We start from the raw sequence: 13,091 nt of genomic DNA, 5'->3' as shown, positions 1-13,091 counted from the left end.
ATATGTTCGCACAGTTTCTTTTGAATCTATTTCTTGCACTTTTGTGGCTGCTCTTAGTGGATGAACCAGTACCGCAATTAACAACATTCTTTACCGGATTCGTTGTAGGAATTGGAATCCTGTATATAATGCATCGCTTCTTCGGCACTCAATTTTATCTGCGAAAAGTAATGAAAATTTTATATCTTATCCTGTTATTTATAAGAGAGCTTTTATCGTCCAGCTACATGGTTATTAAACAAGTGTTGACGCCAAACCTTCAAATCACACCTGGTATCTTTACTTATAAAACGAGCTTAAAGGGAGAGTGGGAGGTTACCGCTTTAGCATTACTTTTAACGCTGACACCGGGTTCCGTGGTAATGGAAGTATCTGAAAGCGGAGACGTTTTCTATATACACGCAATGGATCTGGAGGAGTCAAAAGAATCGATTATCCGGTCGATGGGTAAATTTGAAAAAGCTATTTTGGAGGTGGCCGATAGATGAAAGAAACGATCTTATTATTGGCACTGACGTTTTTTATGATTGCCATTGCTTTGCTGCTATATCGAGTAATTGTCGGACCTTCTATGCCGGATCGTGCAATTGCATTGGATACCATCGGAGTTAACTTAATTTCCGCAATTGCGGTTGTTTCCATTGTTTTATCAACAAAAGCGTTTTTGGAGGCTATATTAATTTTGGGGATATTGGCCTTTATCGGTACAATCGCCTTTTCAAAGTATATTGAGAGGGGGGTTATCGTTGACCGTAAAGGAGATTCTTGAGTGGGCAGCGGTGTTGCTGGTGCTGTTTGGCTCCATCATTAGCGTAATCAGTGCATTTGGACTTATTAAATTGCCAGATGTATATACAAGGTCACATGCGGCAACGAAAAGCTCCACATTGGCCGTTTTGTCCTGTTTATTAGGTGCGTTTATCTATTTTTGGAGCCATGACGGATATGTAAGCATCCGACTCATATTGGGAATTATTTTTGTCTTTATCACGGCACCTGTTGCCGGACATCTTGTATGTCGTGCTGCATATCGCTCCCGAGTACCGTTGGCGGAAAACTCGGGTGAGGATGAGTTGAAGGCTGTCCTATTCGACGGAGACATAGCGGCTGTGACAACAGAAGCAATGACCAAGGAAGAACCCGAGAAACAATAGTTATGCACAAGAAAGAACATTCACTTTTATTTTAAGAAGTGGATGTTTTTTTGTTTGTGGATAATTTTTTGAGTCTTTTGGGGTGAAATCAAAAAATTGGTGTGGACAAGTAGCGCTTCTTGGGATAAAGCTGTGGAGAAAGTCTGAAAGTGGATAAACCGCTGCAGGATTGTGGATAAGATTTTTGAGATGTGGTGGATAAAATTATTATTTATTCATAAGAGCAGAAATACTGCACAAATAGTTACGTCTTATAAAAACTAAATTCAACAATGCAGGTAAATGTGCAAACACCTGTGTTAACTAATTACTTAGTTAACAATTCTGTAACAGGTTCTACGTTTCTGCACTTGAATGTACCAAACCATGTTACTATTATTGATGAGGGTGAGCTTCGGTTCTACCCATAATCTTTAAATGAATTGAGCGAGTGCTTTGAAAAAACTGTTTAAATTGATCCTTTTTATAATAGCAATCTACCTATTTTTATATATAAATAATCATTGGCTCATTACATCTGAGCATGTTTATGAATCGGAGAAGGTCCCTGAAAGCTTTGATGGCTTTCGAATTACCCAGGTTTCAGATTTACATGACGCTTTGTTCGGCGGGCATCAAGAAAAACTCATCAAAAAAGTAGCTGCAACTGACCCGGACGTAATTTTCATTACGGGGGATGTCATTGACAGCAATCGGTTTAATCTGGAACGGAGTCTACAGGCAGTACGAGAATTTGTGAAAATGGCAGATGTCTACTATGTGATTGGAAATCACGAGGTGGCCACCAACAAAGTTCAGGAGATTTATGATGCATTGACGGCAATCGGTGTTCATGTCATGCCGAATACGTCAACAACCATAGAGCGAGAAGGGGAACAAATATCAATTATTGGAATTGAAGACCCTCTTAATGGCCATGAAACACAGGATATGTTAAGAACGGCCATGACGGATGTGAACCAGGAGAATCTAACAGTACTTTTAGCCCACCGACCTGAGAAATTTAATACGTATGTTGCAAATAATATCAATCTTGTATTCTCTGGCCATGCACATGGCGGTCAGATTCGGTTACCATTTGTTGGAGGGCTTGTGGCACCCGGACAAGGATTTTTGCCGAAATATACTGCCGGGACTTTCGAAGATGGGGAAACAACCATGAATGTTAGTCGAGGGTTAGGAAATAGCGGGGTACCTTTCAGGATATTTAATCTACCGCAGATTGTTGTGGTCGAGCTAAAAACAAAATAATAATAGGAATAGGGGATGGTTTGGTGTTTGCTTATCCGGTGGATGAAGAAATCAGTTTGAGACTTGTGACGGAAAGAGATGCAGAAGAAATCTTTCAAATGATTGAGGCTTCTCGTACCCATCTACGAGAGTGGTTGGGTTGGCTGGATCATTCAACGAAAGTTCAAGATACGTTGATCAATATCAAAAACAATTTAATCTTGTTTTTATCAAATGAAGGATTGGATACAGCCATTGTCTATAAAGGTAAGATCGTTGGGAAAATCGGTTTTAACAAAATCAATAAAGCCAATAAAACCGCCTATGTGGGCTACATGCTGGATGAATCGTTTCAAGGCAAAGGAATCATGACAAGAGCAGCCAAAGCCATTACCATGATAGCTTTTGAAGAATATGGGTTAAATAAAGTAGAAATCCACGTCGCAAAAGAAAATACCAAAAGCCGTAATATCCCGATAAGACTAGGTTTTAAAGAAGAAGGAACCATCCGAAGCGCCGAATGGCTGTATGACCATTATGTGGACCATGTCGTTTATGGCATGTTAAGAGAAGAGTGGGAGTAAGAGCAAGCTAAAAGGAAGCTTGCTCTTTTTCTTGCTTGGCGGGCGGAATGTAGCAACGGAGTACTCATATCTGCCGCTTTTATCGGTAATCTAGCCACTTTTGTGCAGAATCTAGCCGCTTTCATCGGTAATCTAGCCAGTTTTGTGCAAAATCTAGCCGCTTTCACCGATAATCTAGCCACTTTGCAAAATCCAGCCACTTTCACGCAGAATCCCCTCAAATCCAAAAACAGCTACAATACCTTTTTCATTTCCTCCAACAGCTCAGCAGCAGAAAGATGCTTTTCCCCGCCGCCTTGCACGAAAGCATCATTTCCGCCACCTTTTCCATTAATCAATGGTAGTATGGCCCCAGAGATTTCCTTCATACTTTTGTTGACCTGACTCCCACGGGCAGCAATAAATTGAATTTTATCTTCATTTTCTGCGACAAGGAGACAAATCCCTTCGTCAAGCTGAGAAACCACTGCTCGGCCAAGCTTTTGGAGCGCTTGTACAGAACGGTTTTCAAAAGAGGCACCTACTACTCCTTCTCTACTTGCTGCAATTAACCCCTTTGCTTCATACTCAAGCAATTGATTTTTTGCATCTTCTAGAGCCTTTTCTGTTGCTTTTGTATCGTTAAACACCTTGCGTAATGCTTCAGCGGCAGATTCCTCAGGTACACTCAATTGACGGGCAACGTCTGACAGAACACTTTTTCGCATCGCCAGTTGTTGTAAAACTCGATTTCCACAGACAAAAGAAACGCGAATATTATTTTTCATTTTTTCCGTACCCATTATTTTAATGGAACTCACTTGGCCAGTCGAAGTGGGATGGGTCCCGCCACACCCGTTATAATCATAATGGGGGATAATCACAAGACGGATATCTTCATCGACGGAAACATCTTTCCGTAAAGGATAACTAGATAATTCCTCTTTCGATATCCACTTTGTCTCAATCGGTCGATTTTCTAATATAATTTCATTTGCACGCTTTTCAACTTGAGCTAGTTGTTCGTTGGTAATCTGGGCAGTGGCGATATCAATCGTGACAAGCTCAGTCCCTAAATGAAAGCTAACTGTAGGGATATCAAATAATTCCACAAATGCCGCGGTTAAAATATGCTGGCCACAATGTTGCTGCATATGGTCAAAACGACGTGCCCAATCAATATGCCCCCTTACTTCATCTTCAAGAGCATCGATGTTTCCATCAATATAATGCCGGATTTCATCGTCTACCTTTTCTACATCCACCACCGCAAAATGACTAATCTTTCCTGTATCATGGGGTTGTCCTCCGCCAGTTGGATAAAATGCTGTATTTGATAGGACAACATATGGACGCATATCTTCTTTACCTTTACGCACAACTTGTGCCGTAAATTGTTGCATCATTACATCTTGGTAATATAACAGTTCCCTCATAATAAGACTGCTCCTTTAAAACTAACTATTTTCCCTATTGTTGCATATTCGATAAAAAGTGTCACTCGAATGAAGAAAATTATCACCAATTTGAGAATTACCTATTTTCATAGTAAATACCTTGTTGTAAACTAAAAAGGCGAAAAATATCAAAAATATACTGTTTTTGCATATTTCAGACAATATTGTGACGATAAAATATACATAAGTAGGAGTTATTTAAATGAGAAAATACGCCATTTTATTTACTATCGCTATTTGTTTGATAGTTCTTTCTGCTTGCTCTAATAAAGAAGAAGAAAGTACAGAAACAGATCGTATTAAAGTTGGAATTATGCTATCGGATGCTGGGTTAGGAGACCAATCCTTCTCTGATATGGGGTTTTCAGGCCTAGAGCAAGCCCGGGATGATCTAGGAATTTCCTTTGATTATCGTGAACTGCAAGATACGGGAACCTACGAACAAGGGCTGGAAGAACTAGTCGAGCAAGGAAACGATTTAATAATCGGACTGGGTTTCTCAATTCAAGAAGCATTAGAAACGGTTGCAAAGAAATATCCGGAGGTCTCTTTCTTAATTATTGATTCCCAGTCGGATTTGCCGAATGTTTATAATATCACTTTTAAAGAAGATGAAGGCTCATTTTTAGTTGGGTTGGTAGCAGGTATGAAAACGAAAAGTAATGTTGTTGGCTTTGTTGGTGGGGAAGATGTGGAACTGATCCATAAATTTGAAGATGGCTTTGAGGCGGGAGTTAAGGCAGTGAAACCGGATGCCAAAATTTTATCAAGCTATTCTGGAACTTTTGGTGACGATAAGTTGGGAGAAAGCATTGCCAAAGAAATGATTGCAGCAGGAGCGGACTATATCTACCCAGCAGCCGGGTTTACCGGTGTAGGAGTTATTCTGGAATCACAGAGGGCCGGCACGTATTCTTTTGGTGTAGACAGTGATCAGTTTTATTTAGCGGAAGGGTCCGTTGTGTCTTCGATGGTAAAGCAGGTGGATGTAGCCATCTATGATACGGTAAAGGAATTAGTTGAAAAAGGCTCAATCAGCGAAAAAAATAAACAACTTGGCTTAAAGGAAAATGGAGTTGCCATCGCACCTATTCGGGTAATTAACCTATCACCGGAAGAGCAGGATACACTTGATCAGTATATCGAAGAAATCTCCAACGGAACGGCTACTATACTAGAATAGAGGGTGATGAAGATGAAGTTAAAGCAAAAAATATTATTACTATCGATTATTCCATTACTCCTCTCTACGGGGATTATCGGTTTTAACATAAGTCAATTATTTTCGTTGCAGTCTTCAACAGAAGAAATAGTGAATTCGCTAATATCAGTAGAAGAATTGAATAGCTCTGCACAAAGCTTGCAAAAGTCATTGGATAGTTATGCATTTAATATTTCCGAAAGCAATAAAAACAACATTGAACAAGATTTACAATTAGTGAAAACTAATTATGATGAACTTGCTCCATTCCTCACTAGTAAAGAGCAGAAAGAATTGGGTGGGAAGATTGCCCGCAAATATGACCAAATTCTTAGTGAATCTACACCGGCTGTAGAAGCAAATAACCAAGCCGAAATTAAGAGACAATCATTCAGAATTAAAGGGTTAATTAATGATGTAATTGAATTGAAAAGAAATATTTCTGCACAGTATGAACAGATGCAAAAAGAAATACAAAGTAATATTACTTCAATCATCAATATTTCTATTATCTTAATTGCCATTTTGTTAATAGGAAGCATTGCGACGGCCTTCCTGCTAACAAACCGTATTGTTGGCCGTATCGAACAGGTGACGCGCAATGCCGAGGAAATTGCAAACGGCAACTTGGCGCTTGAACTAGAGGATGCAAAAACAGTGGATGAAGTTGGTTCCCTGCAGCAAGCGTTTAAGAAGATGTCTTTAAATTTAAGAGAATTTTTATCTCATGTGCAAGATAGTTCCAGTCAGGTTGCAGCATCCGCAGAAGAATTAATGGCAAGTGCCGATGAAACAATGAAGGGTGCCGAATTAATTTCGGACTCCATACAGCAAGTTTCAAGTGGTGCAGAGAAGCAATCCTTTATGTCAGTAGAGTCTGTTGAATCCGCAGAAAAAAGTAAAGCTTATGTGGATGAAATCTCCATTAGTGCAAACTTGGCACAAGAACTATCCGTTTCGACCGGCAAGAAAACGGAACAAGGGTCCAATTATGTAGAGGTAACCGTTTCGCAAATGGAAAGAATTAATGAATCCGTAGAAGAGACAGATCATGCATTATCGATTTTAAACAATCAAACAAAGGAAATAGTGAAAGTCCTATCTCAAATAACGGAGGTAGCGGATCAAACAAACTTGCTCTCATTAAATGCGTCCATTGAAGCGGCAAGAGCTGGTGAAGCAGGGAAAGGGTTTGCCGTTGTTGCGGATGAGGTTAAGAAACTTGCCGATCAAACAAGACAGCTTGTATCGAATATAACGGGTATTGCAAAACAAATTGATGTAGACACTGAAAAAACAGTCACTTCGATAAATGACGTGAAAGAGCGTGTCCAAAAAGGATTGCAAATCGCCTTTGATACACAAACTACTTTTGGTGAGATCCAGGAAGCAGTAGGACAAGTTCAGACTCAAGTCGTAAATATCACATCCATTTCAAACCAAATTGAGGTGGAGGTCTCAAAAGTATCGACACATGCGAAGGAAATGTCAGAGGTTTCTAAATCAACTTCCGATAACTCAACATCTGTAGCAGCTACCTCTGAGGAGCAATTAGCTTCAATGGAAGAGATCTCTGGTGCAGCCATTTCATTGGCAAATCTTGCGGAAGAGTTACAATCGCGATTGTCCAAATTTACAATTTAATAAAGGTATGTGTATTATAAAACTATATACAATAACGTTTATAGTACTTTGTAAGAAAGCATAAGGGAGTTTGATGTATGGAGATTACTCAATTTTCAATAGAAGAAATTAAAGATCCAACAAACATTATTGAAGGAAAACGTTTTGAGTTCCTTCTGGATATTGAAGTGGATGAAGAGGATGAGCTATATACAGAGGCAGGCTTGGAAATCCGAGTTTTAGTCGGTCAAAAAGCAAGTGATGAAATCTTTATTTTAAATTATTTCCTAATCAACAAAGGAGATAATTCCTATTTAGATTTCGAACTTGAAGAAGATGAAGAAGCAATGATTTTAAACTTCTGCAAGGAAGAGTTAACTAAGGGAAATATCGAGTAGCTTTAAGAGAGGTGCAATAATACATGCACCTCTTTTTTTAATGAAAGAGGCATTTTTCGTAAGTGCTTACAAAATACAAATAGCCTAACTGCCAATACGGGGAGCTAGGCTATCTCACGTATAAAGGGAGCTATTGCTATGGTGTTAGCTTCTAGCTCGTAAACAATCATACTTTATTTCTGCTAAAAAAAGGGTAGTTTTACAAAGTCTTAATAATAATTAATAAACTTAATAATTGTATAAATTTTAAACGACTGTTAGTAAAGTAAAGTTTGTTAGGAGAGATTCAAGTGTATTTCATAAGTTTTATCCCTAATAAATCTCCGCACTTTGTTTTAATTTAGCAATTTTCCCCATTCCCCCTATATATAAATCTGATTGTTATTATCTATGTCATCTGTGCAAAACTTTGAATTATGTCATTTTTTAGTTTTAATACTCGTTACCGTTTTTTTGATCATATTTAGACTCATAATTTTTGATGGATATTGATCCTTAATGGATTAATGTCCTTTTTACTGTATTTATAATGTATAATTGGCAATAATTTGAAACTTCTAACAAGATGAAACGTATAAGAGTTGATAGCTTTTTATGTGAGAGGGGATGAAGTATTGGTAGATAGTATTTCCTTTAGGACGGGCATTATCTTAACAATTATCGCTATTTGTTTAATTGGTGGCTTCTTAATTTTTTTAGTCCGCTGTTTGTACTTGCTACATTCTATTTTGATAGCGTCTGTATTCAATCACCAACAATTTGCATGGACAGAAATCGATCGAATAGATTATGAGTATGAAATCGGTCTACCGGGCACTTATACATTTTACTCAGGAGAAAATCTAGCAAGCATAACAGAAACAGGACAATTCACATCAAGTGTCACAAGCAAAATTACAAAACTCGCTAAAGAATACGACATCCCTTTTGAAAAACAGGAGAAGAGTGAAATAACAAAAGCGATTACGAAATCACAGTAATTGCTTTTTCTATTTAATGGACATAGGAAATTTGGGGAGATGGTAAAAATATGAAACCAGTTATTGTGTGTGTATGTCTAAAGAGTGAAAGGAGGGACGTTGGTGAGAAATAAAGAAATACATATAAAACACGAAATAGATAGTGCTTGTGAAGATAAAGGAATGCTGATTGAGCAATTAATGGAACTCTACACAGAGAAGGTTTACCTGCTAGCCTACTCCTTTGTAAAGGATAGGGGGATAGCTGAAGACATTTCACAAGAGGTATTCCTGAAGGCTTATAAATATATAGATAATTATAGAGGGGAAGCGTCCTTAAAGTCGTGGATTTATCGTATTACGGTGAATGCTTCCCTGGATTTTTTAAAGAAGAAGAGCATAAAACAACTGCTATTAGAAAATAGTTTCTTTGAAAACTTTAGGCGCACGGAGAGTGCAGAGAGTTCCTACCTGGAGGCTGACCGCAATGAACACCTTTTGCAGATCATCCTAACTTTGCCAATGAAATATCGGACAGTCATTGTACTTCATTATTTTTATGATTTAAATATCAATGAGCTTTCATCAATTTTGGAGTTAAAAACAAATACTGTAAAAACTAGACTTTCAAGAGCGCGAGATATGCTGAGGCGAAAAATTGAAGCTAGGAAGGGAGAGGTGTTTTAGTGGAGAAGGAGCTTAAAAAGTTAAATGAATATTATCGTGAAAATAACTTTAATGATGAAATAGCTGATCAAATTAAAAATAAAGTTCATCAAAATCTTGATAAAGTAGATATTTTATTGCTTCCAGAGAAAAAACGAAGTTACAGCATCGTAAAAAGGATAGTTCAAATTGCAGCTGCTTGTTTAGTATTATTCGGGCTTATTTTAGGAACTGCCTTCATCTCACCAGCAATGGCTGAAGTAGCCTCCAAGATTCCATTTTTAAATATGATTTTTACTCAAAAGCCTATTAGTCACCTCATAATGGAGGAACTCGAGGAACAGAATTATGAAATTGCCGGGTCTGGTTATAGTGTTCAAGATAAAACATTTGATGTAACGGTAAGAGGTTCAGAGGAATACTTCAACCAGGTTAAAGGGGAAATCGAGAAAGTTACAAAAGAGCTTATTTCCTCAAGAGGATATGATGATTTTAAGGTTGAGGTAGAAAGAGAGAGGATCATTGAGCATAATGCCGATTATGACAATGATCGTAGAGTTCGAGATGCTGATCTAGTGATGGAAGTTTTGGGGGAAATTGTACCGAAGCTGCAACAGCAGGGGTATAAAATTCCGACTGCTTACGGTGTTGGCTACGCTAGCCCAGATTCTCAAGAAATTACTGTTACCTTGGACATCGAAGATAAGGAAACACGAACAGATGAAATTGAAGATGCAATTCTAGAAGAAGTTAAAAAGCAGGGGATCCAGGAAGAAATTAAGGTGGAATTCCATTCATTCAATGTAGAGGCAAGAGAAATTGAGATGCAATGGAGTTCGGAAGTGCTACCTGTCATCTTTGAAGGGATGTTAAATAAAAAAGAGTATAAAACCAAAGGTGTCGGATACTCCTACAAAAAAGGCACTATGAATATTTTTATAACTACTAAAGTAGATAAAACAGACAAAGAAGCACCCGAACTAGCAAATAAGATTGAAAATGCAATTGAAGAATTTTTGCAGTCGGATGACTTAAAGGATATTGTTGGCGACAAGCCTTATAAGGTAGTGGTTCGGGATAAACATAGTGAGGACATTAATTAATAACATTATGGTATAAGGGCGCAGAATTCAACTTGTATCAAGTTGGCTCCAGTAAAAGAATTGTGATTAAAAAGAAGGCGTTTTAGAATTTAGGGACGAATCTAATTTAGTAACCCATTGGTGTTTGGAGGTTGTAATTTTGTTGCTTTACAATTGATATCTATCATCTGCCTAAACAGTATAAAAATTAGGAGTTGATATGGTGATCTATAAAAATTCTCTTAATGGTGTTTCGTCTGATATGTTGAAAGGCTTTTTTGTGGATTGGCCGAATCCACCAGATACGCAAACGCACTTAAACTTGTTAAAGAATAGCAGCAAGGTCGTTATAGCAATAAATCATGCCAATCAAGTAGTTGGATTTATCACAGCCATAAGTGACGGCATTCTATCTGCCTACATTCCATTCCTTGAAGTATTGCCTGAATACAAAAATCAAGGGATCGGCAAGATATTGGTTGGACGAATGTTAAAGGAACTTGAAGATATTTACATGATTGATTTATGCTGTGATGAAAACTTGGTCCCGTACTATGAAAAGTTTGGAATGCTAAAAGTAAACGGAATGGTCGCAAAAAATTACCAAATGCAGTTAGGCAAAAGAGATATTTAAATAAATGGAAACGCTTGGTGCATAACCCAGGCGTTTTCTTATCTCCTCAATTAATGAGTCCGCTTATTTGGGGAGCAAAGAATACAGATACGAATGGGGAAATAAAGGGGGTAGTCTATGCGTTTTACCAATCAATATGGTTTGCTGCTAGGGGGATTAGGCTTTTCGAATTTGGGAAATTGGATTTACTTGATAGCCCTTAATTTAGCTGTTTGGCATCTAACCCATTCACCGGCAGCGGTTGCGGGAATTTATATTGTGGGTCCAATTGCTCGAATAATTAGCAATTTCTTTGCGGGCTCGATTATTGACCGGCATGACAAAAAACGGTTGATGATTATGAGTGATATTGCAAGAGGCATTATTGTATGCATTATGCCCTTAGTATCTTCCGTTTGGTTTATTTATGCTTTGATTTTCCTTGCCAATATAGCGAGCAGTTTTTTTGGTCCAAGCAGTACCTACCTTATTACAAAGCTTGTCAAAGATGAAGATAAACAGCGGTTTAATGCCATAAATAGTACACTCAGTTCGGGTTCTTTCATGATTGGTCCAGCGCTGGCGGGTGGGATTATCGCTTTAAGCAATACAAGTGTGGCAATGTGGATTAATGGTTTTACATTCTTCGTTTGTGCATGGGCGATTTCCTTATTGCCGAAAGTCCAAAATGAAGTAGTGGATGCACGAAACCGTCTGACTGTTAGCATGATTCATCATGATTTTAAGCAAGTATGGGCATATAGCCGAAAAAATCCGAAACTTTTAACTTTCTTAATTATTTATATAACTGCCTTGATGATTGCCTTTGCACTGGATTCACAGGAAATGACGTTTCTAAAAGTAGTTTTGCAGACAACGGATACCACCTATGGAATGGTGGTAAGTGTAGCGGGAATTGGGGCCATTTTGGGTGGAATCTGTGCAACCGCACTAGTTAACAAGGTATCACTACAAACTTACATCGGAGCTGGATTCTCTTTAACAATGGCAAGTTATTTGTCATTTTATTCGTCCTCATTACTATGGTTAGCAACGCTAAGTTTTGTAGCACTTGGGTTTTTTATGGCATTTAGTAACACGGGCTACGCAACGCTTTATCAAAAAACAATACCGCCTCCACTTATGGGACGCTTTGGAAGTTCACTAAACCTATTGCAAAGTATCGCACAAATCATTTTTACCTTTGCATTAGGAATTATTGCTGAATGGTATTCACTTCAACCGGTGACTGTGATCTTTTCCTCTGTGGCACTGGTATTATCTTTATATTTATATTTTTATATTTCCCGTAATGCTAAGTCATTAAATCTAGGAGAGAATGATGAACAATCATAAGAGAGTTAAACCTTTCGATGCAGCCAAACAATTTGTAGATAAGCATTTTCCGGATTGCAAGGGTGCACTGCTCGCAGGAAGTGTTGTAAGAGGGGAAGCCACGGATACGTCTGACCTTGATATTGTAATTTTTGACGATAAGATTTTAACCCCTTTTAGACAATCAATGATAGATTTTGATTGGGCGGTCGAGGTTTTTGTACATAACTTAACATCGTATAAGCATTTCTTCCATGCCGACTTTAAAAGGGCAAGGCCTTCATTACCAAGAATGGTATCGGAAGGTGTCATCATTAAAGATCTTGGTGTCATTCAGAAGATTAAAAAGGAAGCGAATATTATTTTGAGTGAAGGTCCCGAAATTTGGTCTTCCGAAACAATACAATTTAAAAGATATTTTATTACGGACGTTCTAGAGGATTTTATTGGTTCAACTAACAGAGCGGAGGAGCTGATGATTGCCAATACTTTGACCAATTTAATTCAGGAATTTGTATTAAGAAGCAACGGTTGCTGGATTGGTTCTTCAAAGTGGATCATTCGGGAATTAAATAACTTTAATGAAGAATTCGCTAGTCAATTTATCGACGCTTTTGAGACTTTCTACAAGCAAAACGATAAATCAAAGGTTATTGAATTAGTGGATGAAATTTTAGTGCCCTATGGAGGCAGGCTATTTGAAGGATTCAAATTAGATGCATAAAGATGCTTTCCAAAAAATGCAGAATCATAGTTTGATTAAGAGGATTTGCTTTGGAAAGTATTAAAGCAGTTTCCCACTTGAATCGT

15 protein-coding genes are annotated in these 13,091 nt (G+C 38.0%); 14 read left to right on the top strand and 1 reads right to left on the bottom strand.

Going from position 1 to position 13,091, the window contains the following annotated elements:
* Positions 1-2 precede the first annotated feature (2 nt).
* The 5 genes from QYB95_RS14105 to QYB95_RS14085 all read left to right on the top strand — a co-directional run bounded on the left by QYB95_RS14105 (position 3) and on the right by QYB95_RS14085 (position 2,968).
* The gene (locus tag QYB95_RS14105; RefSeq protein WP_301138980.1) at positions 3-488 is read left to right on the top strand and encodes a Na+/H+ antiporter subunit E; all 486 of its coding nucleotides are present in this window, start codon (positions 3-5) and stop codon (positions 486-488) included.
* Complete coding sequence (locus tag QYB95_RS14100) at positions 485-769, top strand: Na(+)/H(+) antiporter subunit F1 (protein WP_301138979.1); 285 nt, start codon at positions 485-487, stop codon at positions 767-769. Before QYB95_RS14105 ends, QYB95_RS14100 begins: the two co-directional genes overlap by 4 nt.
* On the top strand, positions 747-1,154 hold the full coding sequence (locus QYB95_RS14095) for a Na+/H+ antiporter subunit G (protein WP_301138978.1): 408 nt from the start codon (positions 747-749) through the stop codon (positions 1,152-1,154). The genes QYB95_RS14100 and QYB95_RS14095 overlap by 23 nt, the downstream gene beginning before the upstream one ends.
* Positions 1,155-1,589: 435 nt before the next feature.
* The gene (locus QYB95_RS14090) at positions 1,590-2,405 is read left to right on the top strand and encodes a metallophosphoesterase (protein WP_301138977.1); all 816 of its coding nucleotides are present in this window, start codon (positions 1,590-1,592) and stop codon (positions 2,403-2,405) included.
* Positions 2,406-2,428: 23 nt separating this feature from the next.
* A complete protein-coding gene (locus QYB95_RS14085) occupies positions 2,429-2,968 on the top strand; it encodes a GNAT family N-acetyltransferase (protein ID WP_301138976.1) in 540 nt (179 codons plus the stop codon).
* Positions 2,969-3,201: 233 nt separating this feature from the next.
* Here the strand turns inward: QYB95_RS14085 and QYB95_RS14080 are convergent, their stop codons facing one another.
* Entirely contained in the window at positions 3,202-4,383 is a 1,182-nt protein-coding gene (locus QYB95_RS14080; RefSeq protein ID WP_301138975.1) for an alanyl-tRNA editing protein, read from the bottom strand.
* A 223-nt stretch (positions 4,384-4,606) separates the two neighbouring features.
* Between QYB95_RS14080 and QYB95_RS14075 the strand changes: the two genes are divergently transcribed.
* From QYB95_RS14075 to QYB95_RS14035, 9 genes are all read left to right on the top strand, one after another.
* The gene (locus tag QYB95_RS14075; RefSeq protein ID WP_301138974.1) at positions 4,607-5,587 is read left to right on the top strand and encodes a BMP family lipoprotein; all 981 of its coding nucleotides are present in this window, start codon (positions 4,607-4,609) and stop codon (positions 5,585-5,587) included.
* Between the two features lie 12 nt (positions 5,588-5,599).
* Positions 5,600-7,249, top strand: coding sequence for a methyl-accepting chemotaxis protein (locus QYB95_RS14070; RefSeq protein WP_301138973.1), 1,650 nt, complete (start codon positions 5,600-5,602; stop codon positions 7,247-7,249).
* Between the two features lie 77 nt (positions 7,250-7,326).
* A complete protein-coding gene (locus QYB95_RS14065; RefSeq protein WP_301138972.1) occupies positions 7,327-7,626 on the top strand; it encodes a DUF6509 family protein in 300 nt (99 codons plus the stop codon).
* A gap of 614 nt (positions 7,627-8,240) precedes the next feature.
* Positions 8,241-8,606: a hypothetical protein gene (locus tag QYB95_RS14060; RefSeq protein ID WP_301138971.1), complete on the top strand. Its 366-nt coding sequence runs from the start codon at positions 8,241-8,243 to the stop codon at positions 8,604-8,606.
* Positions 8,607-8,708: 102 nt separating this feature from the next.
* Positions 8,709-9,272 (top strand): sigma-70 family RNA polymerase sigma factor, encoded by a 564-nt coding sequence (locus QYB95_RS14055; RefSeq protein ID WP_301138970.1) that lies wholly within the window; start codon positions 8,709-8,711, stop codon positions 9,270-9,272.
* A complete protein-coding gene (locus QYB95_RS14050) occupies positions 9,272-10,354 on the top strand; it encodes a DUF4179 domain-containing protein (protein WP_301138969.1) in 1,083 nt (360 codons plus the stop codon). Before QYB95_RS14055 ends, QYB95_RS14050 begins: the two co-directional genes overlap by 1 nt.
* Positions 10,355-10,556: 202 nt before the next feature.
* Positions 10,557-10,967 carry a GNAT family N-acetyltransferase gene (locus tag QYB95_RS14045; RefSeq protein ID WP_301139013.1) on the top strand — a complete coding sequence of 137 codons (411 nt, stop codon included), beginning with the start codon at positions 10,557-10,559 and terminating at the stop codon, positions 10,965-10,967.
* Positions 10,968-11,084: 117 nt separating this feature from the next.
* Positions 11,085-12,302: an MFS transporter gene (locus QYB95_RS14040; RefSeq protein ID WP_301138968.1), complete on the top strand. Its 1,218-nt coding sequence runs from the start codon at positions 11,085-11,087 to the stop codon at positions 12,300-12,302.
* Positions 12,286-13,005: a nucleotidyltransferase domain-containing protein gene (locus QYB95_RS14035; protein ID WP_345783723.1), complete on the top strand. Its 720-nt coding sequence runs from the start codon at positions 12,286-12,288 to the stop codon at positions 13,003-13,005. Before QYB95_RS14040 ends, QYB95_RS14035 begins: the two co-directional genes overlap by 17 nt.
* Positions 13,006-13,091 lie beyond the last annotated feature (86 nt).

Source organism: Ureibacillus aquaedulcis (assembly GCF_030418165.1).
GTDB classification, from domain to species: Bacteria; Bacillota; Bacilli; order Bacillales_A; family Planococcaceae; genus Ureibacillus; species Ureibacillus aquaedulcis.
Note: the sequence above shows the minus strand (reverse complement) of the source record. Positions and strands in the feature narration are given on the sequence as shown.